The sequence below is a fragment of the Paenibacillus germinis genome (genome assembly GCF_013141785.1).
GTDB lineage: Bacteria > Bacillota > Bacilli > Paenibacillales > NBRC-103111 > Paenibacillus_E > Paenibacillus_E phytorum.
Genome location: NZ_WHOC01000133.1, coordinates 13800 through 37484, shown reverse-complemented (window position 1 = coordinate 37484; position 23685 = coordinate 13800). Strand labels below are relative to the sequence as shown.

General features: G+C 43.0%; 16 protein-coding genes. 9 read left to right on the top strand and 7 right to left on the bottom strand.

Features of this window, described 5'->3' with window-relative positions; all coding sequences use genetic code 11:
- The first annotated feature begins 167 nt into the window (after positions 1-167).
- From GC102_RS23805 to GC102_RS23790, 4 genes are all read left to right on the top strand, one after another.
- Positions 168-1085 carry an ABC transporter permease gene (locus tag GC102_RS23805; protein ID WP_171691697.1) on the top strand — a complete coding sequence of 306 codons (918 nt, stop codon included), beginning with the start codon at positions 168-170 and terminating at the stop codon, positions 1083-1085.
- A gap of 1 nt (position 1086) precedes the next feature.
- Positions 1087-1941, top strand: a complete 855-nt coding sequence (locus GC102_RS23800) for a carbohydrate ABC transporter permease (protein ID WP_171691696.1) — start codon at positions 1087-1089, stop codon at positions 1939-1941.
- A 125-nt stretch (positions 1942-2066) separates the two neighbouring features.
- Positions 2067-3629, top strand: coding sequence for an extracellular solute-binding protein (locus tag GC102_RS23795; RefSeq protein WP_171691695.1), 1563 nt, complete (start codon positions 2067-2069; stop codon positions 3627-3629).
- Positions 3630-3734: 105 nt separating this feature from the next.
- Positions 3735-5603 carry a heparinase II/III domain-containing protein gene (locus GC102_RS23790; RefSeq protein WP_171691694.1) on the top strand — a complete coding sequence of 623 codons (1869 nt, stop codon included), beginning with the start codon at positions 3735-3737 and terminating at the stop codon, positions 5601-5603.
- A gap of 31 nt (positions 5604-5634) precedes the next feature.
- On the opposite strand, the gene GC102_RS23785 is transcribed toward GC102_RS23790, so the two are convergent.
- The 3 genes from GC102_RS23785 to GC102_RS23775 are packed head-to-tail and all read right to left on the bottom strand — an operon-like array spanning position 5635 to position 9388.
- Positions 5635-6750: a Ger(x)C family spore germination protein gene (locus tag GC102_RS23785; RefSeq protein ID WP_171691693.1), complete on the bottom strand. Its 1116-nt coding sequence runs from the start codon at positions 6748-6750 to the stop codon at positions 5635-5637.
- On the bottom strand, positions 6747-7847 hold the full coding sequence (locus GC102_RS23780) for a GerAB/ArcD/ProY family transporter (RefSeq protein ID WP_171691692.1): 1101 nt from the start codon (positions 7845-7847) through the stop codon (positions 6747-6749). The genes GC102_RS23785 and GC102_RS23780 overlap by 4 nt, the downstream gene beginning before the upstream one ends.
- A gap of 2 nt (positions 7848-7849) precedes the next feature.
- Positions 7850-9388, bottom strand: a complete 1539-nt coding sequence (locus tag GC102_RS23775) for a spore germination protein (protein WP_171691691.1) — start codon at positions 9386-9388, stop codon at positions 7850-7852.
- Positions 9389-9683: 295 nt separating this feature from the next.
- Here GC102_RS23775 and GC102_RS23770 point away from each other — a divergent pair, with 295 nt between their 5' ends.
- On the top strand, positions 9684-9842 hold the full coding sequence (locus GC102_RS23770; protein ID WP_312883369.1) for an SDR family NAD(P)-dependent oxidoreductase: 159 nt from the start codon (positions 9684-9686) through the stop codon (positions 9840-9842).
- 232 nt (positions 9843-10074) lie between these two features.
- Positions 10075-15651 carry an endo-alpha-N-acetylgalactosaminidase family protein gene (locus GC102_RS23765; protein WP_171691689.1) on the top strand — a complete coding sequence of 1859 codons (5577 nt, stop codon included), beginning with the start codon at positions 10075-10077 and terminating at the stop codon, positions 15649-15651.
- 219 nt (positions 15652-15870) lie between these two features.
- On the opposite strand, the gene GC102_RS23760 is transcribed toward GC102_RS23765, so the two are convergent.
- The 3 genes from GC102_RS23760 to GC102_RS23750 form a co-directional block, all read right to left on the bottom strand.
- Positions 15871-16710: a carbohydrate ABC transporter permease gene (locus GC102_RS23760; RefSeq protein WP_216628143.1), complete on the bottom strand. Its 840-nt coding sequence runs from the start codon at positions 16708-16710 to the stop codon at positions 15871-15873.
- Positions 16711-16730: 20 nt separating this feature from the next.
- On the bottom strand, positions 16731-17627 hold the full coding sequence (locus tag GC102_RS23755; protein WP_216628142.1) for a carbohydrate ABC transporter permease: 897 nt from the start codon (positions 17625-17627) through the stop codon (positions 16731-16733).
- A gap of 72 nt (positions 17628-17699) precedes the next feature.
- Complete coding sequence (locus GC102_RS23750; protein WP_171691688.1) at positions 17700-18998, bottom strand: ABC transporter substrate-binding protein; 1299 nt, start codon at positions 18996-18998, stop codon at positions 17700-17702.
- Positions 18999-19224: 226 nt separating this feature from the next.
- Between GC102_RS23750 and GC102_RS23745 the strand changes: the two genes are divergently transcribed.
- Positions 19225-20079 (top strand): AraC family transcriptional regulator, encoded by an 855-nt coding sequence (locus GC102_RS23745; RefSeq protein ID WP_171691687.1) that lies wholly within the window; start codon positions 19225-19227, stop codon positions 20077-20079.
- A 54-nt stretch (positions 20080-20133) separates the two neighbouring features.
- Here the strand turns inward: GC102_RS23745 and GC102_RS23740 are convergent, their stop codons facing one another.
- Positions 20134-21423 carry a hypothetical protein gene (locus GC102_RS23740; protein WP_171691686.1) on the bottom strand — a complete coding sequence of 430 codons (1290 nt, stop codon included), beginning with the start codon at positions 21421-21423 and terminating at the stop codon, positions 20134-20136.
- A gap of 502 nt (positions 21424-21925) precedes the next feature.
- Between GC102_RS23740 and GC102_RS23735 the strand changes: the two genes are divergently transcribed.
- Complete coding sequence (locus tag GC102_RS23735) at positions 21926-22729, top strand: helix-turn-helix domain-containing protein (RefSeq protein ID WP_171691685.1); 804 nt, start codon at positions 21926-21928, stop codon at positions 22727-22729.
- A gap of 15 nt (positions 22730-22744) precedes the next feature.
- Positions 22745-23428, top strand: coding sequence for a phytanoyl-CoA dioxygenase family protein (locus GC102_RS23730; RefSeq protein WP_171691684.1), 684 nt, complete (start codon positions 22745-22747; stop codon positions 23426-23428).
- Positions 23429-23685 lie beyond the last annotated feature (257 nt).

Below are 23685 nucleotides of genomic sequence, written 5' to 3'. Positions count from 1 at the left end.
TGTAAGGACATCACCCTTATCGCAAGATATGCGACAAAGTGCCTTGTAAGCATCAATAGACGCGCATCGATAACTCCGCGCAACAATTGCGCCTTGTAAGATACAGCGGATCAATCGTATATTGCGACTATGAAATCTGCGCAAGCCGCAACAAGAGGTGACGAAAAATGACTTTATTCTTCAAGGATTGGGGCGCAGCCCTAAAAAGAGACAAGTATTTATATCTACTTATGATGCCAGGCATTTTGTTTTTTCTTATTTTCAAATACGGACCGATGTGGGGCTTATCATTAGCCTTTCAAAACTATTCTCCATTCCTCGGATTCTGGAAAAGCGAATGGGTAGGCTTCAAATATTTCAGTGATTTCCTAACGAATCCTGATTTCTTTAAGCTGCTGCGGAATACTTTAGCGATTAGTTTCTTGAACATCCTGTTCTTCTTCCCGGCGCCGATCATTTTGGCCTTAATGCTCAATGAAGTACGACGCGTACGGTTCAAGAAATTCGTGCAGACGGCGATTTATTTGCCCCACTTTGTTTCATGGGTCGTCATCGCGGGGATTTGCTTCATTTTACTAAGCAAGTCATCTGGAGTTGTTAACGGGTTAATTGTAGATGCGGGTGGAACGAAAGTTGATTTCCTAACGAATGCCAACACATTTTGGATTTTGCTGACCTCACAAAGTATTTGGAAGGATGCAGGATACGGAACAATTATTTTCTTGGCGGCGCTGACCAGTATCAATCCTGAACAATATGAAGCAGCTCAAATTGATGGTGCAAGCCGATGGAAGCAACTGCTTTATATTACCCTCCCGGGGATTAAGTCGACGATTGTTGTACTGCTCATTTTGCGATTGGGAACGGTGATGGATGTGGGTTTCGAGCAGATCTACCTGATGAGCAGTGCTCCGGTGGAGAGCATCGGCGATGTATTCGATACATATGCCTATCGCGTTGGTGTTCAGCAAGGCCGATTCAGCTTCGCTATCGCTGCAGGAATGTTCAAATCGATTGTTGGCTTCATTTTGGTTGTAGCTGCCAATCGATTAGCTAAGAAAATGGGCGAAGAAGGGGTATATTAACATGGATCGTTCCTCCAAATGGTTAGATGGCTTTATCTATATGACACTACTGTTATTTTCCATATCTACAATATTGCCGTTCATTTATATCACAATTGTGTCCTTCACAGATCCTCATGAATTTATGTCAACACCGGTCATGCTGTTTCCAAAATCATGGAGTTTAGTGTCGTACCAATATATCATGTCATCCAACCAATTTAGTAATTCATTTTTCATTACGGTGATGCTGACGATTGTTGGCACGAGCTGTGCATTGTTGGTAACATCTGGATTAGCGTATGGTTTATCACGTAGGAGACTAAAAGGTCGCAACTTTATCTTGACTGGTATTTTATTCACAATGTTATTCAATCCTGGAATTATGCCTAACTATTTATTGATTAAATCCTTGGGACTCCTTAATAGCTTTTGGGCGTTAGTGCTGCCTGGTTTGGCAACTGCCTTCTATGTGCTGCTAATGAAAAGTTTCTTCCAAGATGTACCAGCGGAGCTTGAAGAATCGGGGAAAATCGATGGCTGCTCGGATATAGGGATTTTTTTCAGAATCATACTCCCCATCTCACTTCCGGTTATCGCTGCATTTAGTTTGTTTTATGGTGTTTCCTATTGGAACACGTACTTCAACGGAGTTCTTTACATCAATAAGGAAAGCTTACGTCCGCTTCAAGTCGTCTTACAGCAAATGCTGTCCGCAAGCTCGGCACCGGCTGATGAAGCATCAGGCATAGTTGTACCGGCGGAAACGGTGAAAATGGCGGCTGTTGTGCTTGCCGCAGTTCCGATCGTGATGGTGTATCCGTTTCTTCAGAAATATTTTGTGAAAGGCTTAACGCTCGGCTCAGTCAAAGGTTAAGAGATATGGATTAGCACTTGAAAGGAGTGATGCCTGGTTTTAAGAAATGGCAAGATTGAGTGATATAAAAGGTGGGTATTGGGTTTGCTACATAGGGAAGTAAAATTAGAGGAGGCAACAATCAAATGAAAAAACATTTCAAGATGACAGGTCTTGCGGCAGCAGCGGCTTTAATGATGTTTACAACTGCGTGCGGCAGCAACACTGCAAAACCAGCAGACTCAGATCAGCCTGCAAAATCCGAGGCGCCAAAAGCTCCAACGGAAATTACCATTATCGCACCTACATATAATGATGTACCAAAGAACGATTTGGAAAGCATTCAACAGGTAAATCAGAAGTTAAATGTTAAAATCAACGCTTCATATGTCCCTTCTAATAACTACGACGATAAAGTCAACGTCATGCTCTCGTCCAACGACTTGCCGGATTTGACGGTCGTTTGGGACATAACGAAGCAAAATTGGACGCAAGCGCTTCAGCAAGGTGCTTTTTGGGATTTGACGCCTTATATCAAAAACTACCCGAATTTATCCAAAATTGACGCAGGTATTTATAGCGCTCTCTCATTTAACGGCAAAACGATGGGTGTACCGCGAGTCAGACCGCAGGATGGTCATGAGTCATTGATTATTCGTAAAGACTGGCTCGATAAATTAGGCTTGCAGGTACCCAAGACAACGGACGACATGTATAAAGTCATGGAGGCGTTTACCAAGAACGATCCGGATGGCGATGGCAAGCCTGATACTTACGGTTTTGCAGCGTATTCTACTCCTGGGCCTCAAACTTACTTATTTTCGATGTTCGGTTCCTCTACGGCCGGGGGTATTTCGCAAGGATGGGCGAAGGACAGCTCAGATAAATTGATTCCGGCATTCACAACACCACAAATGAAAACAGCTCTTACTTATTGGAGCAAAGCATTCAAGGAAGGCTTAATTGTACCTGATTACCCGGTCATGAAAGCACAGCAGTTAAAGGATATGTTCATCCAGGGTAAAATCGGTATGTACATCGGAAACATTGTCGACATTTACAATTCTCCAAACATTATTAAAGAACTGCAGAAGACGAATCCCAAAGCAGATGCTGTAGCTTATGAGCTTCCTGTTGCCCCGGATGGCAAACATTACTATGAACGTAGTTCAGGGAATTTCGGGCAATTGATGATCAACAAGAAAGTTCCTGAGGACAAAATGAAGAAAATTTTAGAGCTCATGGATTACGGCAACACGCTGGAAGGTTGGAAACAAATCAATTATGGCGTCAAGGATAAAGACTATACAGATACTAGCATTCCAACGATTGTCGTTCAAACAGATAGCGGTAAGGCGAATCAGTATCCAAACCCGGGTCAATGGATTCCTAGCTACTTTAACAAATATGCAAGAGCCGAGCATGGAGATATGTCACCTGAAATCATTAAATATGATCACGATCTCGTTGACAGCATTAACAAGAATTCTATTCTGGATCCAGCAACAGGGATTAATACGCCAACAAATGCAGAGAAGGGTGCTGACTTCCTCAAGAAAATTTACGATAACGAAATCAATACAATTGTAGGCAAAAATAGTTTGGATGACTGGGATAAATTCGTCAAATCGATGCTTGACGATGCTTCCTTCCAGAAGCTCGCCAAAGAAGTGAACGACGCCTATAAAGCGAAAACTAGCGGCAAATAAGTACTATACAGCGTTTGATGTTTTAGGGGAGGGTGCGGTGTTTACCGTGCCTCCCGTTTTTATTTGGATGCGTATAATTTGAATCTCAAAGGAAGAGTGAAGAATATGTTTGTGGAACGATATGCGAATGATATTTCCAGACTAATAACTCCTTATGAAAACTATAATCCTTACCCAAAGGTTGAGAATAGAGAAATATGGGATTTAATTCCTAGTTCCATCCAAAAACATTGGATTTCTAAGGGAGAAACTCACCTTGGCTTTTCATGGCCGGCAATTACGGCTGTAGATTACATGCAATATTCAAGAAATGGAAATGTTGTCCGATTTCAGAACAAATACGAGGAACGCAGGATTGCCTTGGCTTCCTTAGTCCTTGCAGAATGTATGGAGGGAGCAGGCCGCTTTACCGATCAGATCATGAATGGGATATGGACCATTTGCGAAGAATCCTCCTGGGTAATTCCCGCTCATATGGTAATTTCCAAAGCAAGCTCATCTGACTGTATACCTAATATTTCCGACCAATACATCGATTTGTTTGCTTCGGAGACGGCCAGTTTAATGTCAACAACACATTACCTTTTGCAAAAACCGCTAGATGCAGTTAGTCCCAATATATGCAGTCGAATTCGTATGGAAATGAAGCGCCGGATTTTTGATCCGTATCTGGAACGCAACGACTTGTGGTGGATGGGGCTGCAAACGAACCGTAAAATGAACAACTGGAATCCGTGGATCAACTCCAACTCTCTTTCTGCTTTCCTTTTGCTAGAGAGCAGCGATGAGCGTCGTTATCGGGCAATAGAAAAGGTCATGCGCACACTTGATCGGTATATCGGCGATTGCAGTACGGACGGTGGATGCGATGAAGGTCCGGTTTACTGGGATCGTGCCGGCGGGGCATTGTTTGACAGCTTAGAACTGCTTTACGAAGCTTCCCAAGGCAAGATAAACTTGTATAATGAGCCATTGATTAAAGAAATCGGACGCTACTTATACAGAGTTCACATTGACGATACCAACTTTGTCAACTTTGCCGATAGCAGCGCAAAATTTGAAATAGCAGCTGATATCGCGTACCGATACGGATCCCGGATTGGGGATCGGCAATTGGTGAGATTAGCGTCATCTGCGTACCAAACGAACAAACCGCCGCTCTCTAGATGGTTGACGCTGCATCGCATGATACCTTCCTTTTTTCTGGATGACAAGATTATGGGGGAAAAAGAAACACCACCATTTGTTCGCGATGCATGGCTGAACAGTATCGAAGTTATGACAGCAAGGGAACAAGAAGGCTCCAGCCGTGGTTTGTATCTGGCCGTTAAAGGGGGCAATAACGATGAGAGCCATAATCATAATGATATTGGCCATTTCCTTGTATATTCGGACGGGAGCCCTTTTCTTATTGATATCGGTGTCGAAACGTATACCGCCAAGACGTTTAGTTCACAGCGGTACGAAATTTGGACGATGCAGTCCGCCTACCACAATATACCCCTAGTAAACGGGATTCAGCAGCAGGCGGGAAGTGCCTTCAAAGCAAGTGAAGTAAGCTACCGGAACGAAGATGAATTGGCCAAACTCTCGATGAACATTGCCGGTGCTTATCCCCAAGAGGCAGGATTGGGTTCTTGGAAACGCACGTTCAACTTTCATCGAAATGAAGAAGCATATATCGAGATCGTGGATGATTTTGAACTCAGTCAAGAAACCGATGCTATTCAACTGAATTTGATAACCCCGTGCATGCCTCAAATTGAAAATACAGGAACGATCCTACTGCGGAATGCGGCAGGCGAGCAATTATGGATCGATTATGACGGAAGTCAACTGATTGCTTGTTTCGAAGAAATCACTCTGATCGATGAAAAATTACAGGCTGTATGGGGCGATTTTCTTTATAGAATCACTCTAAAGGCAAAGTTTCCTGTCAATGCTTCTGTGTGGACAATGAGAATTAGCAGATAACATGTAATCCCATTGTCGTCAGAATTAGCGATCATTTAACTGGCCCCATATATTTAATATTCGTTTTCACAGATAAGTGAACATCAGCTTCAGAGAACGCTTCTACCCAGTGATCTTCTACTTGTTTCCAATTTTTATATTGAAAAGCACGAGCGTATTGCCCTAAACCGAAAGGATCGATTTGCTTCTTTTGACACTTTTTTATGAGTTCCTCAAATTGCTTTTTAATCTGTTCTTGGATTTGCTGTTCAAGCTTCTCGCTGTTCTTTCTCATGTCATATGGAAATAATCGTTCCTTCAAGGATACGGACATATTCAGCTTGATATCGAATTCAAATTTACCGTCACGGTAACCGGTTTTCATCTTGTTTTTAACTTTATTGATACTGAGACTTAGGCTGTTACTATCGTATATATCGCTTTTCTCCTCGCCAGGAATAGAGACCGAAAATCCTTTTTGCCCTTTTGAGCTGCGTTGCAATAAACGTAATAGCATGGTTTCCTTTTGATCCATAGTCATTACAAGCTTTCCCTTTTTATCAAGAAGCGCCGTACCTGCGAGTTTGATTCTTCCGTTCTCTAAGCTAATTAGTGAGATGTAAGGGGTAATCCCTTTCTCAAACATTTGCTTGTCAAGTTGCTGCATATTTGTTTTCACCGTTTCGTTTCTGATTTCATTGGAATCGATTAAATTGTCCAAGAAAAGAGAAGTAGGCGTATCCTTAGGGATATTTTGTAAGAGTTCAGATACTTCTCCGTCTACGGCAACCATCCTCGTACTGAGAGTATTTTTGGCGTCACGGAAATTCACATCTAACAAAGGAAACCAATCTCCATGCTGCAAGAGCCGTTTTCCAATCAAGAATACCTGGGTTTTCCCGCCAACAGCCAAACCGGTGGCTATGGAATCGAAATCCGCTCTTGCAGTCCTAAATGTTTTCTTATCACTTTCTATATTTAGCGTGCTATTTTTTGAAGTACCGTTAAACAATGGACTTGAGAAGTAAATGAGAAGCTGATTATTCTTGTCAAGATCTGCGCCAGCGACCAATCCGAGGGTTAAATTTTCCAAATCTACAGCTTCGCTGCAGCCTGGAAGCACTGCGATAAGTACTGCTGCTAATAAGATTCTAAGCTTATTTTTCATGTGAAGTATGACCTCCGAAAACGTTCATAAACAAACACATAACCATATAGGCATATTGGAAATAGATACGAAATGAATAGACTTGCTTTTCCTGTCCACATTTGCAGCGATTCGTTTTGGCTGAAGGTATGACTGAAAAATACCGTGTACAGTACGATCATGATCAAAAAAAGCTGTAAACATCTAGTATAAACCGACTTCCCCATGAGTTGCCATGTGCTGAAAGTTGCTGCCCATGTAAAGTTCATCCACGTTCTTAATATAGCAAGCAGATAAACCGCGAACAAGAGAATCTCCAGTCGTTGAATAAAACGAAATTCGAGCGTTTTTACTACGCTAACCGACGGCTCATTGTATCTAGTGATTTCGTCCGGGCTAAAATAGATGAAGCAGACAAGTGTCGCCAGCAAGTAGGCGAGCATCGTAAGCGTATTTCCCGCAACCATGCCGATAGAGGCATATTGCTTTCTTTGCAGCATCGGATAGAGGAGAAATGCGATTTCTGAACCAAAAAATTGATAGGAGGTAGTTAATGTCGCTTCTAAAATGGGTTCTATGCCTTCTTTGAAGAATGGAAGCAAATAGTGCCAATCTCCGTCCTTTAATTGAATCAGATAAAGCAGCGGTATCACTAAGGTTAGGAAAAACGCCAATTCCGCATATCGGCCGATGATGCGAATTCCACCACGAGCAATCATATAACCCGGGATAACATACGAAGCGAGAATAATATAATCGGATGTTCCCGGTAATAGCCATGCTTTGATAAACAGCATTGATCTTAGTAATTCAGTAATCGCAGTAACGGTGAAAAAAAGGATGAAAGTAATTGTAAGAACAATGCCCAGCCACTTCCCGAAGTAATGTTTAAGTAGTTCGGGGAATGATTTTTCAGGATTTATTTTCATAATTTGGATGACAATCAAACCAACAATTGTGGAAATGATCCATGAGATCAGTATGGAAATCCATCCATCGGTTCCAGCCGTCTCGGCTAGAATTCGCGGGAGCTGCAGCATACCGACGCCAATCTGCGTGCCATGTATCAAAAATATATACTGCGTGGTGGTAATCTCATTCACTTTGTATTTCTTCATTGTCAGTTATCCTCTGGACGTCTATTTTCCAAATCCATAGATTGAATCGCACGCGTACTCTTTGGTCTTCTGGTAATTTTGCTCAAAGGAAAACGGATGAGCGTATCTTTCAAACTCGAATAGTTCATGGGAGCGAACGGGCTGCCGAACGGGGTACCAAGCGATTCAAGTGAAATAAGATGTGCGATCAAGATTAAGAGTCCAATGATAATACCATAAATTCCAAGCTGCGAAGCTATGATCATCATCGGAAAGCGAATTAATCGGAAGCTAGATGCCATGTCATAATTCGGAAGAATAAAAGAAGCGATGGCGGTGATAGCAACGACTATCACCATGATATTGCTAACAATTCCTGCCTGTACAGCGGCCTGACCGATAACAATGCCCCCGACGATTCCGACTGTTTGACCAATCGGTGCTGGAAGCCTTAACCCTGCTTCCCTCATCATCTCAATGGCAAGCTCCATCATAATGGCTTCTATCAGCGGCGGAAATGGAACGCGTCCTCTCGACTCGCCTATCGACAAAAGCAACTTCAAAGGAATGAGTTCGTAGTTAAAGGATATAAGGGCGATGTAGAACGCAGGCAAAAACACGGCAACTAAAAAGCCCAAATATCGCTGTAACCGTATAAAAGAAGCAACGAGCCACTGCGTACTATAATCGTCTACATTCTGAAAGAACATTGTAAACGTTGCTGGACCTAACAGCACGTTTGGGGAACGATCGACAACCACAGCCAATCGTCCTTGCAAAATTTGGGAGGCCGCGAAGTCTGGCCGCGCGGTACTCAAAAATTGTGGAAAAGGAGAAGATGGGTTGTCTTGAATTAATTCAGCTAATTCACCGGAACTGATAATCGCATCAACATCCAATTTAGTGATGCGGTCTTCCAACTCTTGCAACAATTCTGGAAGGACGATGTCCTCTAAATACACGATTGATATTTTGGTTTTCCCTCTTCGACCAACTATTAACTCCTTTATTTTCAAGTCACTATCAGGAATATGCAGGCGAATTAAAGCGATGCTTTGACTGCTGGTTTCGACAAACCCGAGATGTGCTCCTTTTAATGAAGTTTCAAGATTAGGATCTTCGATCGCTCTTTGTGGCCACCCTTGTGTCTTAAAAAGAAGTGCTTCTGTTCGGTTATCAACAAGTAAAATGCTATAACCTTGGAATATGGCACTTTCAATTTGTGACCAAGTAGTTACTGGTTTTACATGGCCTACTGATACCGTTATATCTGATCCAGCTTCCCGAGTTTCATATAGGAGCGGACGCAATACATTGTTATTTATAGCATTTTTATCTACCAGTCCATCAAGATAAATTAATGCACCTTGCCCACCTGTCTGTTTGATTTCAATAAACCGTACAATCAGGTCAGGAGTCTCGCTGAAAAGAGTATCCAGAAAAGCAATATTTTTCGTAAGGGATGAATGTATGGAGTCATTATTAGGTATGTAACTTGCATGCTGCTCATTTTTATGTGCTCTAAGTAGAATGTTTTTTATGAATGACTGAAAACGCAACATCCCACATCTCCTCCGCTTGCTGATGATTCATTTATTACCTTATTTCAGAGGATTAATACTTTATTCAATCGTGTGACGATTGGAAAGGCAGTCCCATTCTTTGTTCGGAGCAACGCCTTAGCGCAAGAAATGTGACACGAGCGACGAGGGTATCTGCCTGCTCAGCCAATTGCGCAACAATTGCCCCTTGAACTAGACACATGATCAGACGTATAGTGCGATAGAATACGCATTTTAAGGGTCGGCAGATGATTGGTTAATATGGAATAAAATTACAAATTGATGGATGGGGAAGGTGCTGGTAGAAGTGGCTATTGCTGAATTTGGCAGTATCGACGTTCTATTTAACAATGCCGGCATCAGCGGTGTCGTTACATTGCATGAAATCGATCCGGATGTTTGGGACGTGCTGATGAGCTATGACGTAATGTGCATATTCTTGCATTCGAAATAGAAGCTAATGAATGCGACTTTTTTCCAAAAGAATAAAGATGTGAAAGGAGCTTCGCAATAATTGCGCCTTGTAGGCTACAACTGATTGATTGTATAGTTCGATTAGAAATTTTGCGTTGTGGAAGCGTTTACGAAAAACGATCCCGATGGAACGGGCAAACCGAATGCTTATGGCTTTGCCTCGTTTGCGACAACGCAATAAAAATTAATGAGGAGCAAGGAGGTATTTTATTATGTCAAAAATGAGTAAATTAATTCAAAAGAGGTTAGGCAAAAAATGTAAGATTATGCTCGCGATTTTGTTTTTCTTGGCACAGTTTTACTCATTCGGTAATCTATCGTTTCTTGGCGAGACGACAGTGCTGGCAGCAAGTCAGACTGCCATTCAGTCAACTAGTTTGAGCGTGACAGTGGACGACACATTTCCCAAGATTATTCAATACCAGTGGTTGGGGGCTGGTGCGTCTCAAAATGCCGTATTTTACGGAAATGAAGACACGATGAATCAGGTTAAAATCAACGGTACAACTTACACACCAACGGTAACTAGTGTTAAAACAGGAGACACGATAACCTATATACTGAACATTTCAAGTATAGGGGTAACAATGACTATGTATTTCAAGGTTATCGACAACATAGTCGAATTCAAAGTAAGTGATATTGCCGAAAGCGGCGCGACGAAAGTAATGACCTTTGAAATTCCCAACCAAAACTTGATATCTATCCGTGATGATCAGGCGGGTGCACAGGAAACAGGGGTTGACGTCAAGGGATCGGTCAATTATACAGACAATTCCAAGGAAGAGTACAACGCCTTATCTACCAAGGCAGTTGACGCAAACCCGGTGGCAAAATCGTATCTTATTTTGAATACCGACAAGCTTGCAGCAACTCTGTATAATAACGCCATTAATACGACGCCGACCACAGGGAGCAAGATTCTGGGCGACAAGTTTGAAACCAGATACTACTACCAGACGATGAGTAAGACCTCATATAAGAGGATGGGCGCATGGAACAATGCTTGGACGTACAGGGAAGTGCCAACGGAGATTATGGAATTGCCATATGCTAAAATCGCCATTACACCAGATGTAAATAATGACAGTACAGTAGACTGGCAGGATGGCGCCACTGCATACAGGCAGATCATGAAAATCCCATACGGTGCAGACACAATTAAAAAGAGCTTTGCCGGTATTGCATATACCCGTGGAAGTCTTGCCCAGTGGCCCTTCCTGAGGACATTGGATATGGTCAAGAAGATAAACCTGTATACTGACGGCTTCGGACAGTTCTTGGAATATAAGGGACATCAGGCTGAAGGCCATGATTCAAATCACCCTGACTACGGAGTCAACATCAATAAGAGAGCAGGGGGTCTGACTGATCTTAATTATTTTGTGAATGAGGCTGCTAAATATAACACAAGCGTAGGGGTACATATCAATGCTACCGAGGCTTATCCGGAAGCGCAATACTACAGTGAAGATCTTCTCAGACAGCCGCACGCAGCCGGTTGGAATTCACTGGACCAGGCGTACCTTATTGACCAGTACAAAGATGCCACCAATTTGGGGAGTCATGGATTGGCTGACAGGCTCGCAGAGCTTAAATCAAATGTTCCAGGCCTGAAGTGGGTTTATGTTGATGTGTATTATTTTCAGGGATATCCAGAGTGGAAGCTGGGAACAGAATTAAATAAAAACGGTTGGGCTGTGGGTACGGAATTCCAGGGCGCACTTGAAGACTATGCGGTATGGAATCATGTGCCGCAGATGAAGAGCCAGGTAGTCAGGTTTATGAAGAACGGGGTTGCAGATTCCTTCGGTTTCAACCCTATGCTGCTGAAATCAAGGCATGCAGGCTCCATGGGTTACGGGGACGACGGCAACGACGATCAAGGTAATAATACCGGCTTGGTAAGCCAAATGAAAATATTCTACACCAACAATCTGCTGATGAAGTATATGCAGAACTTTGACATTATGAAGTGGACGGACAACAGGATCGATTTCACTAACAATGTATATGTCAAAGAAACGACGCCTGAGCCTAATCCGGTAGTTGAGTTATACAAGGACAATAAAAAGATTGCTGCTTATCAGAACAATTATGATACTTCAACCTATAACATAAGCAACGTAAGTGCCAAAGTGTTCATCCCCTGGGATCCCCAGAATGAGACCAAGATCTACCACTTTAACACGGCCGGAGGAAGCACGACCTGGGACCTTCCGGGCAGTTGGTCCGGGATGAGAACGGTGAAGCTGTATCAATTATCCGATACGGGCAAAACATTTGTGAAGGACCTCAATGTAACGAATGGTCAAGTAACGATCGACGCAACAGCGAATACGCCCTATGTCATCTACAAAGGTGAACAAACCAACCCTGTCATGACTTGGGGAGCAGGCGGATTTGTGAAGGATCCTGGTTTCGACAGCCACGACTTATCGCCTGCGACCTCGGCATGGACCACATCGTCTACTGGAGGCAGCACAAACCATATTCATATAACGAACAACAGCCTTGGTGAGACCTATCTGAATGTGAACGGAAACAACGGTGCGGATGCGACATTAAGCCAGACCATAACTGGGCTGACCCCGGGCAAATCTTACCAGCTTTCTGCTTGGATGGAGGTTAATGGAAGGACTGGAACGATCGGTGTCAACAACTATGGTGGATTTGAAGTTACTAACACTATGGAAAAATCGGAACTTACAAACCAGTATTATAACACGCTAAGGTATGGTCGTAATAACATGCAGAGAATCAAGTTGGAATTTACCGTTCCAGCCAATCATACTAGTGCAGACATTTACTTCAAGGCAAATGCAGGGACTACTACATCTTATATGTACCTTGATGACGTGCGTATTGTAGAAATGAATACCACGCCATTTGGCAGTCACTACTTCTTCGAAGACTTTGAGAGCAATGACGAAGGCATAGGACCTTTTGTACAGACCAAGCTGGTCGGACGCATTCACAGATCGGAGCTTCATAGCGGTTTTACGACCGATACGATCAATGGTAATTACTCATTGAAGATGAGGCAGACCACTTCAACTGAAACAGGCGAATATATGAGGACTGTGCCGTACAACGTCAAGCTGCAGCCCAATACCCTGTATAAGATGAGCTTTAATTATCTGCTTGACCCGATAAACGGTGGAGCCTATTCCGTTGCTGTCAAAGGAAACAACGGTGCAATCACTTTGACCAATGTACCAATTCCTTCATCAGTCAATGGCTCCGCATATTCAACATTTACTAAGACATTTTTAACTGGTAACTATGAGGATGCCTACGTTTCTTTTATTAAGAACGGGGGAGGAATGATTGACTTTGTCATGGATGACTTTGCACTTGATGTTGTACCCGTAGCGCCTCCTTTGGCCGTACCTACAGGATTAAAAGCGACTGCTTTAAGCCCGTCCCAGATTAGCGTAAGCTGGGATGAGACGGATTTAGCAACCGGATATGACCTGGAAGTAGATGGCCAAGTGGTAACTCCTGCGATCGCCCCTTACATGCATTCCGGGCTGGCTCTAAATTCTACGCATACCTATAGGGTAAGGGCAAAGAATGCTGCAGAGACAACGGATTGGAGCGCACCCGTTAGCGCTGCATCATTGAATGCGATGTCTATCGTTGCAGCAGCGGATGCATATGTACGTGACGGTGGGTCAGCAAGTACGAACTTTGGCACTGATTCAACAACTATGGTCAAGTGGGATGCACCAGGCTATAGCCGTGAGGCTTTCTATAAATTTAACTTGGATCGTATACCAGCCAATATGACCAGTGCAAAAATTAAGCTATACCCAACGACGGCTGGTTCTGTATCTCCTGGGATTAATGTCGAGCAAGTTCAGAATAATTGGAGCGAGTCTGCCCTAACTTGGAACAACAAGCCTTCCGTTATTGGGGCCAAATTGAATGCAAGTCCTATTATGCCAGTGCTTAACACTGCATTTGTCATTGATGTGACGAATATGGCCAAGAGTGCACTTGCAAGCCAAGATAAAAACATATCCATAAAATTAACGAATGCACTCCTGAGAGGCGGATCTTCAGATAGTCAGTTTGCGACTAAGGAAAATAGCATGTCACAATACTGGCCGGTAGTGGAATATACGGCACCAGGAAGCATTAGAGGCAAGGTAGTAGACAGCAATAATATGCCAGTATCAGGTGCAACCGTGACAGCATTTGTTACCGGTTCCGTGTATGGTTCAGTTGATACAACAGTGGATGGAACATATACCATATCTGATATACCTTCAGGTTCTGGCTATACCGTAACGGCAAGTAAAGCGGGGTACATGGACGCATCACGCTCGAATGTGATTGTGCCGATGGGAGATGTTGCAATCGTTGATATGACGCTTACATCACCGATCAGCCTGCCTTCTAACAACGCAGATCTGAGAGGGCTGAGTCTGTCGGGCGGACAGTTGAATCCGGCATTTGCAGCGGGGACGACTTCGTATACAGCCAATGTAACAAATAATGTGAACAACATTTCCGTGACAGCGTCAGTTGACGATACCCATGCAACGTTGACGGTGGGCGGACAGGAGGTTGCGAGCGGAGAAGCAAGCGGACCGATCATTCTGAATGAAGGCAGCAATACGATCAACATTGTAGTGACAGCTCAAGACTTAACGACGAAAACCTATACGTTGACCGTGATCCGCGAGTCTGCTCCTCCGGCAACGCCGATTCTGGACAACATCGTATCCGGCAACGGAAAGCTTACCTTGAATTGGATGCAATCTTCTGGAGCAACTGGTTATAAAGTCAAATACGGAACAGCTAGCGGTGTGTATACGTCATCGGTCGATGCTGGCCATGTTTCCAGCATAACCATTGAAGGACTTCAAAATGGAGTAACCTATTATTTCGCCATCAGCGCCTATAACGCAGGTGAAGAAAGCAGTAATTCCGATGAAAAGATTGGAACACCTGATGGCATGCCTCCGTCAACAGCAGCCGTTTTGGACGGAGTGAAAGGCTCTGGCGATTGGTATACTTCTGATGTTACTGTAAAACTTGAATCTCAAGACGATAATTCCGGTCCAGCTTCTACAGAATATTCACTGAACGTCATCCAGGGTCCGAGCGTCTTGCAATCGACCTATGGATTCGTGCCTTATACGGCTCCACTCTTACTCAGCGAAGGAATTTATCAGCTGCAGTATCGATCGACGGACAGCGCTGGAAATGTTGAAGCTCCCAAATCGATTACAGTCAATATCGATCGGACATCACCGACAACGGTGCTCACTGCAAATGGTAACCCGTTGGAGAATGGGGCAACATTCCAAGACAATCAATTGCTAACCCTAATTATCCAATCGGAAGATCCATTGTCCGGTGTAGCCTCACAATCGATGACCATCGATGGAGTAGTGACTTCAACGACACAGAATATTGTGAATTGGGAAGGTCAATTAGGGAACCATGTGATTCAAACTGTTGTTACGGATCGAGCTGGAAATAGTAAGATAACCACGATTAGCGTGAACGTTACGACTAACGTAAGTGCTTTGCAGCAACTGATCGCAAAATTTGTAGCATCTGGTGAAATAAATGGATCGCTCACGACTCAAATCACAAACAAATTTACTCAGTCCCTAGACCAATTAAGCAAGGGGCATAATGATCAGGCGATTAAGCATATGCAAGATGTTCTGAAGCAAATCGATAAAGCGAAGCAGGGTGAAATTTCAGCCTATGCGAAGCAAGTCTTGACAACAGATGCCTATGCCATAATGGCAGTCTGGTCCAAATAATGCTGTTCCCAACGCGTTCAAGAGACATTACTCCTGAACGCGTTCGGACGATTCAGAGGTAAAAATTGAAATTGGATTCCGATCGCTCTAATAACCGCGCCGTAAAAGGTGCGGTTGTTTTTTTTTGAAGGAAAGTAGTCCGATTCTTTATTCGGAGCAACACCTTCGCGCAAAAATTGTGACACGAGTAACCTGGTTTTTTGAACGACCATAGATGGGTTAACCCTTTACACCGGATACTGCGATGCCTTCAACGAAATAGCGTTGTGCGAACATATAAACAAGAAACACGGGAAGCAAAACAAGCAGCGTGGCTGCCATCAACAAATTATATTGCGTAGCGTACATGTTCTGGAATTGAAGAAGACCTACAGTAAGGAGCTGCTTAGATTTCGTACTGATAAGCAGTAATGGCCATAGAAATGAATTCCATGTCCCCATGAAAGTAAATACACTTATCGTAGCAAGAGCAGGTTTAGATAACGGTAGAAAAATTGAGAAAAATGTGCGAATCGGATTACAACCATCTATGGAAGCGGCGTCTTCCAGTTCCTTAGGCATGGACAAATAGAACTGACGCATCAGAAATATACCGAATGGGGAAACCAAACTTGGAACGATTAGGGAGAGATGAGAATCCATCCAGCCTAAATCCTTGACCAGAAGAAAGATCGGAATCATGATGACTTGACCGGGGATCATCATGATCGATAATACAACCAGAAATAATTGATTTCGCAAAGGAAATTGCATGCGAGCAAAGGCATAGCCAGCCAGTGCAGAGGTTAAGAGAACGCCTGCAATCGTAAGAGCCGTAATGTAGAATGTGTTCCAAAAGTATTGATAATAAGGGAAAGACGCTGCTGCTTCTTGATAGTTTCTCCATTTTATCTGATCCGGAATCCATTTAGGAGGAAATGAAAAAATGAGTGAGTTGTCTTTTAAAGATGTTGACAGCATCCAAACAAAAGGCACGACCATAAGGACGCCAAATGCAATAAGGACGACATAAACGAGAAGAATGTCTGCACGAACTTTTCTAGCGGTTTTTGAAGTCATGCCTTGATCTCCCTTCAACTTTATTCGACTTCGGAATGGACCCAATACTTCCGTCCGATCCACTGTATGACGGTGACGGCTAGAATGATGAGGAACAAGACATAAGCCATTGCCGAAGAATAACCGATGCGGAAATTTTCAAAAGCTTGCCGGTAAATATAGTAAACCATGACAAGAGTAGCGTTCCCAGGACCTCCTTTGGTCAAAACCAACACCTGCTCAAACACTTGAAAAGAATTAATAATGGATATTACGGATATGAAAAATAAGGTTGGAGAAGCCAAAGGGACCGTAATATACCTAAATTTTTGAAAATTTGTAGCACCATCAATTTGGGCAGCCTCATATAGGGAGCTGGGGATCGATTGCAGGCCTGCAAGCATAATGACGATATTGCTGCCGAGCGACTTCCATATACTCATGATAATGATAGCCAGCATGGCATATTTACTACTATTTAGCCAGTCTGGCATAGGGAGCCCCAATTGGTATAACACACTGTTTAAGAGCCCGGAATCGGATTTGTAGATCCATTTCCAAATGACAGCGATCGCTACGCCAGAAGTAATGGTGGGCAGAAAGTATACGCCGCGAAAAAAAACGATGCCTTTGATTCCCATGTTCAGCAATACGGCGAAAATCAAAGATAAGATGACAATAAGAGGGACCGTGCCTCCTACGAAATAGATCGTATTTATGAACGAAGTCATAAAGTTTTTATCCCGCAGCAATTCGGCATAGTTTGCGAATCCTACGAACGTTTTCTCTTTCACTCCGTCCCATTCCATAAAGCTAAGCCATAACCCTGAACATATCGGGTATATATAGAAGACGATCATGAGCACGAAAGCGGGCAAAATAAACAAATATCCGTAGACATGCATCATGGTAAGTTTGTTTTTGGCTAGAATGTTCATCGCAATCACCCCGATCGTAATGTCAAAGGTGTTGGACAGGTATGAACATACCGGTCCAACGGATTTGCATGATTATTTTAATAACGGCTGAACTTCTGTTTTTATCGCTTTGGCGGCATCTTCTGGTTTCTTCTCCCCAGACCATACAAGGGAAAGTTCTCGATCAATAATTTGTTTCACTTCGTTTTGCTTCTCTACGACGACCGGTGCGCGGCCATACGTCGTTTCTTTCATGACCAGATCCTTTTGTTCTTTGGTCAATTTAAGTACGGATTTATCACCAAATTCAGGCATTTGAACCACTGAACGGGTCGGAGGGAACCATGAGAACTGCTTGGCACGTATAAACTGCTGTTCATCTGATAAAAACCACTTAATAAACTTCCAAGCTTCATCTTTATTTTTGGACGAATTCATAATGGCGAACGTAGATCCATAAGCTGTCGTTGCTTTTTTGTCGCCTTTAGGCAATGGAGCGATTCCCCAGTTAAATTTCACATCTTTAAGTACGTAGTGAGCGTACCAAGGACCGCTGCCTAGCGTCATTGCCGCTTTGCCATTCTGGAACTTGTCTTCGTCTGAACCCGGCTTTGGCGCAACTTTATGTTTATTGACAAGATCCGCAACGAACGTGATCGCTTTTACCGCCTCAGGGCTGTCGACTGTAGAGGTTTTACCGTCCGTGCTAATCATATCCGCACCGTTTTGCCATAAGAATGTCGTGTAGGAAGGGAATTCGGTACCGTACACTTTGGCTGGCCCGTCGCCGGATGTTAGTTTTTTTGCAGCGCTCAGGTAGTCGTCCCAACTCCAGTTCTCATTTGGATAAGGGATGCCTGCTTTATCAAACATATCTTTGTTGTACCAGAGCAGCCCCAAATCCATATCACTAGGCAGAGCGTAGAGATCGCCCTTGTATTTATAAGCGTCTAGAAGTTTCTCGAAAAATCGGCTTAGATCATAAGTAGGGTCTTTTTCTTTAATCAGCGCACTCAGGTTAACCAGCATACCTTTGGCCGCAAGAGCATTCTCATAGTCTGCGCTTAACATGACAACGTCTGTAGCCGTCCCTGCCGCATTGCGGGCAAGAAGAGTGGAAATCGTATCTCCATGTTTAATGAAGACGTGTTCGATGTCGACCCCTGTTTCTTGCTTGAACTTCGGAAGTTGCTTTTCCTCCCAATCTTTGGCGACATCTCCGGACTGAAAGCTGGAGAATGTCAGCTTCGTTGCAGCTTTGGATCCGGTTTCTTTTTTTGTTTCCGTTTTTCCAGGATCGGATGCGGGAGTGCTGCAGGCGGACAGACTAAGGGATAGCAGCGTAAGTGATAATACTCCATACCAAGAAAGTTTGCGTACCATTTGTTTCATTGGGTAGACCCTCCTATTTGTTAATGTTAGCGCTTTCAAACAAATGGTGCGAATAGCCATTTTAGTAGAGGATGATAATTTGTGAAATCCGTATTCTCGTTTTTAAACCTCCTTATTGTGTCGGTGAGAACGGCGTGCTACACTGACAACTGCTACTGCCATAAGAAGTTAGCGACCCTCTGTACCTAAATCATAGCAATAAGCGATAGGGGAGGCAATGGAAGCGATGACTAAGATGTTGGATTATATGATCAGTCCGATACCTATTCGGATCGTTGAATTAGTGATGGATATATCCAAACTCAACTTGCAAAGTCTTGTTATTACGGCAATCGGACATCTTCCCGGGAGAATTTCCCGGCAAAAAGATGCCACTTTCAAAAGCGTTGCGTTAGCTTATATTGCCGATGGAGAAGGGACATATCAAGTTAATGACAATCCTGTACAGAAAGTGGAAAAAGGGAGCTTGTTCTTTGTGTGGCCCGGAGCGAAGTTTGCTTACGGCCCCTTGGAAGGTGCTTCTTGGGAAGAGTATTATGTGGATATAGTCGGGAGTCGACTATTGGAATTTGAGGAGAGAGGTCTCATCAAAAAGGGGGAAGTGATGCAGGTAGGATCCGACCCCGAATGGGTTAGAAGGCTGGAGACTTTAGCGTCACTTCTTGAGAGCGGTATACCGGCAAACTCGGATCGTGCCTCTATACAATTGGAGTCGCTTCTGTTTGAGTTTTCCTTAATGACAGATGGTTCTCATGCTTCCAACAAATCAAATAAAAATTTTCATGTAACGGACGATATCGCTCATCATATTTATGATCCGATCGATGCAGAGGCGATTGCTCGTAGACATAATCTTTCGGTTTCAACACTCCGCCGGCTAATCAGTTCGCATACAGGTTATCCCTTAAACGAGTACATTCACCGTTTGAAAATAAGCGAAGCAAAAAAATTATTGGTAAATACTTCGGCAAGCATAAAGGAAATTGCTTTGTCTCTTCAGTACACAGACGTATATTATTTTTCGCGTTTGTTTAAAAAATATGCCGGAGTGTCGGCGAAGAAATTTCGTGAAAGTATTTAGCGGTTTGTATGAAGAAGAGCAGGCTCCATTACACTGGAGCCTGCTCTTACTATTTCATTTTCCCGACGAATTGCTTAGGGCTTCCATTTTTCGATCCATTCGATCCAGAAAAATTTCGTAGCCGTGAGTTCCGTTCTTATGGTGGTTTCCAATCCATTCTCCCCACTCGCTTGCTATTTTATTGCCTTCGTCAATCGTTTGCTCCTTGCTCCATTCCGGAAAAACGGCCTTGAGCCATGCCACTCCGTATGAAATGTGCCCGGATTCGTCAGCCCAATCGTAGTCGCAATCTTGAGCGGCGGCAAGATCGTTCATTTCGATAAATTTTTTCTTCCATTTCGCTTTTCCTATCGGCCCGCCTTGTTCCAATCGATGGAGGAGAAGGAGCAGGTATTTCACGCCTCTTTCCCGAAATGCCCGCCAGTGATCAGGAACCATCGGATAGTCCACACCTACCTCAAGTCCCATAACGGTAAGCCTCTCAACCCCCATTGTTGCATGACGCATCTCGTCATAACACCATCTTGCAGCCCAGAAGTAAAGTTCCCAGGGCATGTTTTTATATTCCCATATCAGAGCGGCGGGTGTCTCAGATGCCCACACTTCATTGGCATGATCGATGGCAACACGAATCTGTTCTTCTGTAAAATTTCTTGCGGCTCTTGGGGACACTTGTACAACTGCTTTCTCCCAAGATGTATCTCTACCGCCTTCCAGTGGCAGTTCGTAAGCTGGTCTTTCTACAAAAGAGGCTGCGAGAGGGTCGATTTGCCGGTCGGGACCGTCAATCCCTCCACAGGAGTTAAGAGCGCCCCCTACAAGGCGGTTCCATTTGACAGCTTCGGGATTCGTTGCATCGTGAAAGTCTTTCATGATACTCTGGTATTCCTCCAGCTGCATGCCAATTTCATCCATAATTCTTCTAAAATAGAGATGGGTTGGCGCATCGTCAAGAGGATCGGAATTTTGCAAATATTTGGTCAGTGATTTGACAATCTCAGGTTTGATTACTTCATAAACGCTAATCAAAAATTGCTCGTCGGTGGGCGCCGTAGGCAGTTTTTCCAAAATGCTAAGCAAATGCACATCGTCATTGTCTTCTACATCCACTCTCGGATATCGTAAATCCAATGTACGGGATCTTAACATATCAGCGTGTAAGGCATCCATCCAAATGTGTCGGGCCAGCAATTTTTTTCCAGGCCACCAGCACATTTTTGGAAGATAACCTGCCATGTCCCGCATCGTCTCTTTTACGGTCCGGTAATATCTACGCATCATTTTGCTGGCCGTTTCTACGTCTCTCAGTTTCAAGTTTGTCTTATTTGTTGAATTATCCAACATGTCATTTCCCCTCTGAAGTTAGTTTTCGGTGCTGAGGTAATGCTTGATTACCCTATCCCTGACATAAATATACCTCTTGCCTCCATGCAGAGAAAATGGAGTGCATGATATTCTTGATGGATTATATATTCAAAAATTGGTCTCAGAAAAATTTGGAAATCAAGCAGCACATGAGATTTGGTGGCGACAAATCGTGAAGAAACGTGTAGCCAACAAGGCATCCTTTCTCTCGATCACACCTGAATACGGTCCCCCTAACTATATGCCTACGTTGCCGTTCACGAAGCAGCCAGTTAGTGAGTTATGGGATGTTTGTTTATGGAAGGCCAAAAGGTTAGAAGCGTTTATTGAAATTCAATTACCTAGGTTGATAATTTCAGATATAAATAATCCAAGGAAATTTATAAAAATAATCATTACGGATATAATAATGCCTATCTCAACCATGTATGATCGTTATATAATTTGATAAGATAAATATGAAAGTAGGAGGAACTAATTGATGAGATCATCCTTAAGAATTCCCCGCTTTGAAATGAATAGATGTAAGGCGGGAACCGTTATTTATCCTATTTCAGGTAAATACGGTCCGCGTTTATACAATGAAATCCAACTAGTATTACTTAATTCTGGATCCATGGAGGTGGATATTGATGGAAATTTGTTCAAAGTAAACATGGGCCACGTCTTATTGATACTCCCTGGACAAACTGTTTCTATCCAATTTAGTAAACTAAGTGAGTCATGGCACCGTTGGGTTACTATCACTCCAATGATAAATATTATGGAGATAGTGCCTGAATTATATCAACTACCACTCGTTTGCACACTTTCTTCGTCTTTAAACCAACTGATTGATTTAATGCTTAATTACCAGAGTTTCGCAACAACGGATTATGATAGCTTTCATATTCTCGGCCTTGCAGCTATTCAAATTTATGCAGATGATTGTCAAAATCGTTCCTCTTCAATCAAAAATCCAGAAATACTGACCGTCAAGTCCTATATAGGTGATCATTTGAACCAAAAGATAAACTTGGAAAAGTTGGCCCAAATTGCAAACATTTCTCCAAGCCATCTTATTCGACTATTTCGCGAGAACGAAGGCAGTTCACCTATTCAATATCTATGGACCATTCGAATTGAACGTGGCCTTGAGTTACTGCGTACAACAGGATTATCTATAGGTGAAATAGCCAGTCAATGTGGTTTTAGCACCCTTTTTCATTTTTCTCGATTAGTAAAGCGAAAGACTGGAAAAACACCAACTGAAGTTCGAGCATTACAATGGAGTGGTCAATATTGAACTCAAGGAGGATTCATGATGAATAAACATTATGCAGAAGAATTTGCACAAAAAGGGTATACAATAATTAATAGTTTATTTTCCAATGAAGAAGTTATCCAACTTAAACAAGAAGCATTAACTATAGTCAATAAAATCGATGATATTGATAATTCTGGTGTATTTCTAGGATTAACCTCAAGAAGTCAATTATTTAAACAGGCTGCTGCAAATCAGGAATTAGTGAATGCGCTGAAGGAAATTATCGGAAGCTATGTTGTTTTCATGAATGATAAATTAGTGTTCAAAAATTCAACAAAGAATTTTGGTTCTCCTTGGCATCAAGATTATCCCTATTGGCAAGGTAGCCACAAGTACTCTGTATGGATTGCTCTTGATGATGCAACTAAGGAAAATGGATGTTTGCAAGTAGTGCCTGGATCACATTTGTTTGGTGAAAAAAACCATGGTGCAGATTCTTCAGATGGTCTTGGATTCGTTAATCGTCTTCACCAAGAAGATATAGACAAAGATTTGGTTATCGATTTACCTGCTAAGCAAGGGGACGCCATAATATTTCACGATCTGTTATATCATGCTTCATACCCTAATATTTCAGGTGCTGATCGTTGGGCATTAATATCCACTTATAAAGATGGCACTCAAGAAGATCCAGAGTATAAATGGGCTTCGGCCGCTTTCATAGTATCAGAAGCTTAAGATGTATCTTTGTAAAGTTGTATATGAAACACCAATATCATGGATGGGCAATAGGCGTGGTTATCGGCGGGACCAATATCAAAATGGGACTGGTCACCGATCAAGGGGTAGTCCAATATTGGATCATGATGACTTCGTCAATTATCTGTTCGACCAGGAATTTGCCGTCATTCGAGAATAATCGGGGCTAGTAGAAATAAACCTCCAAAACCACAATGTGGAGCTGGAGGTTTATTTTTGATTTCAGCTACATCCCG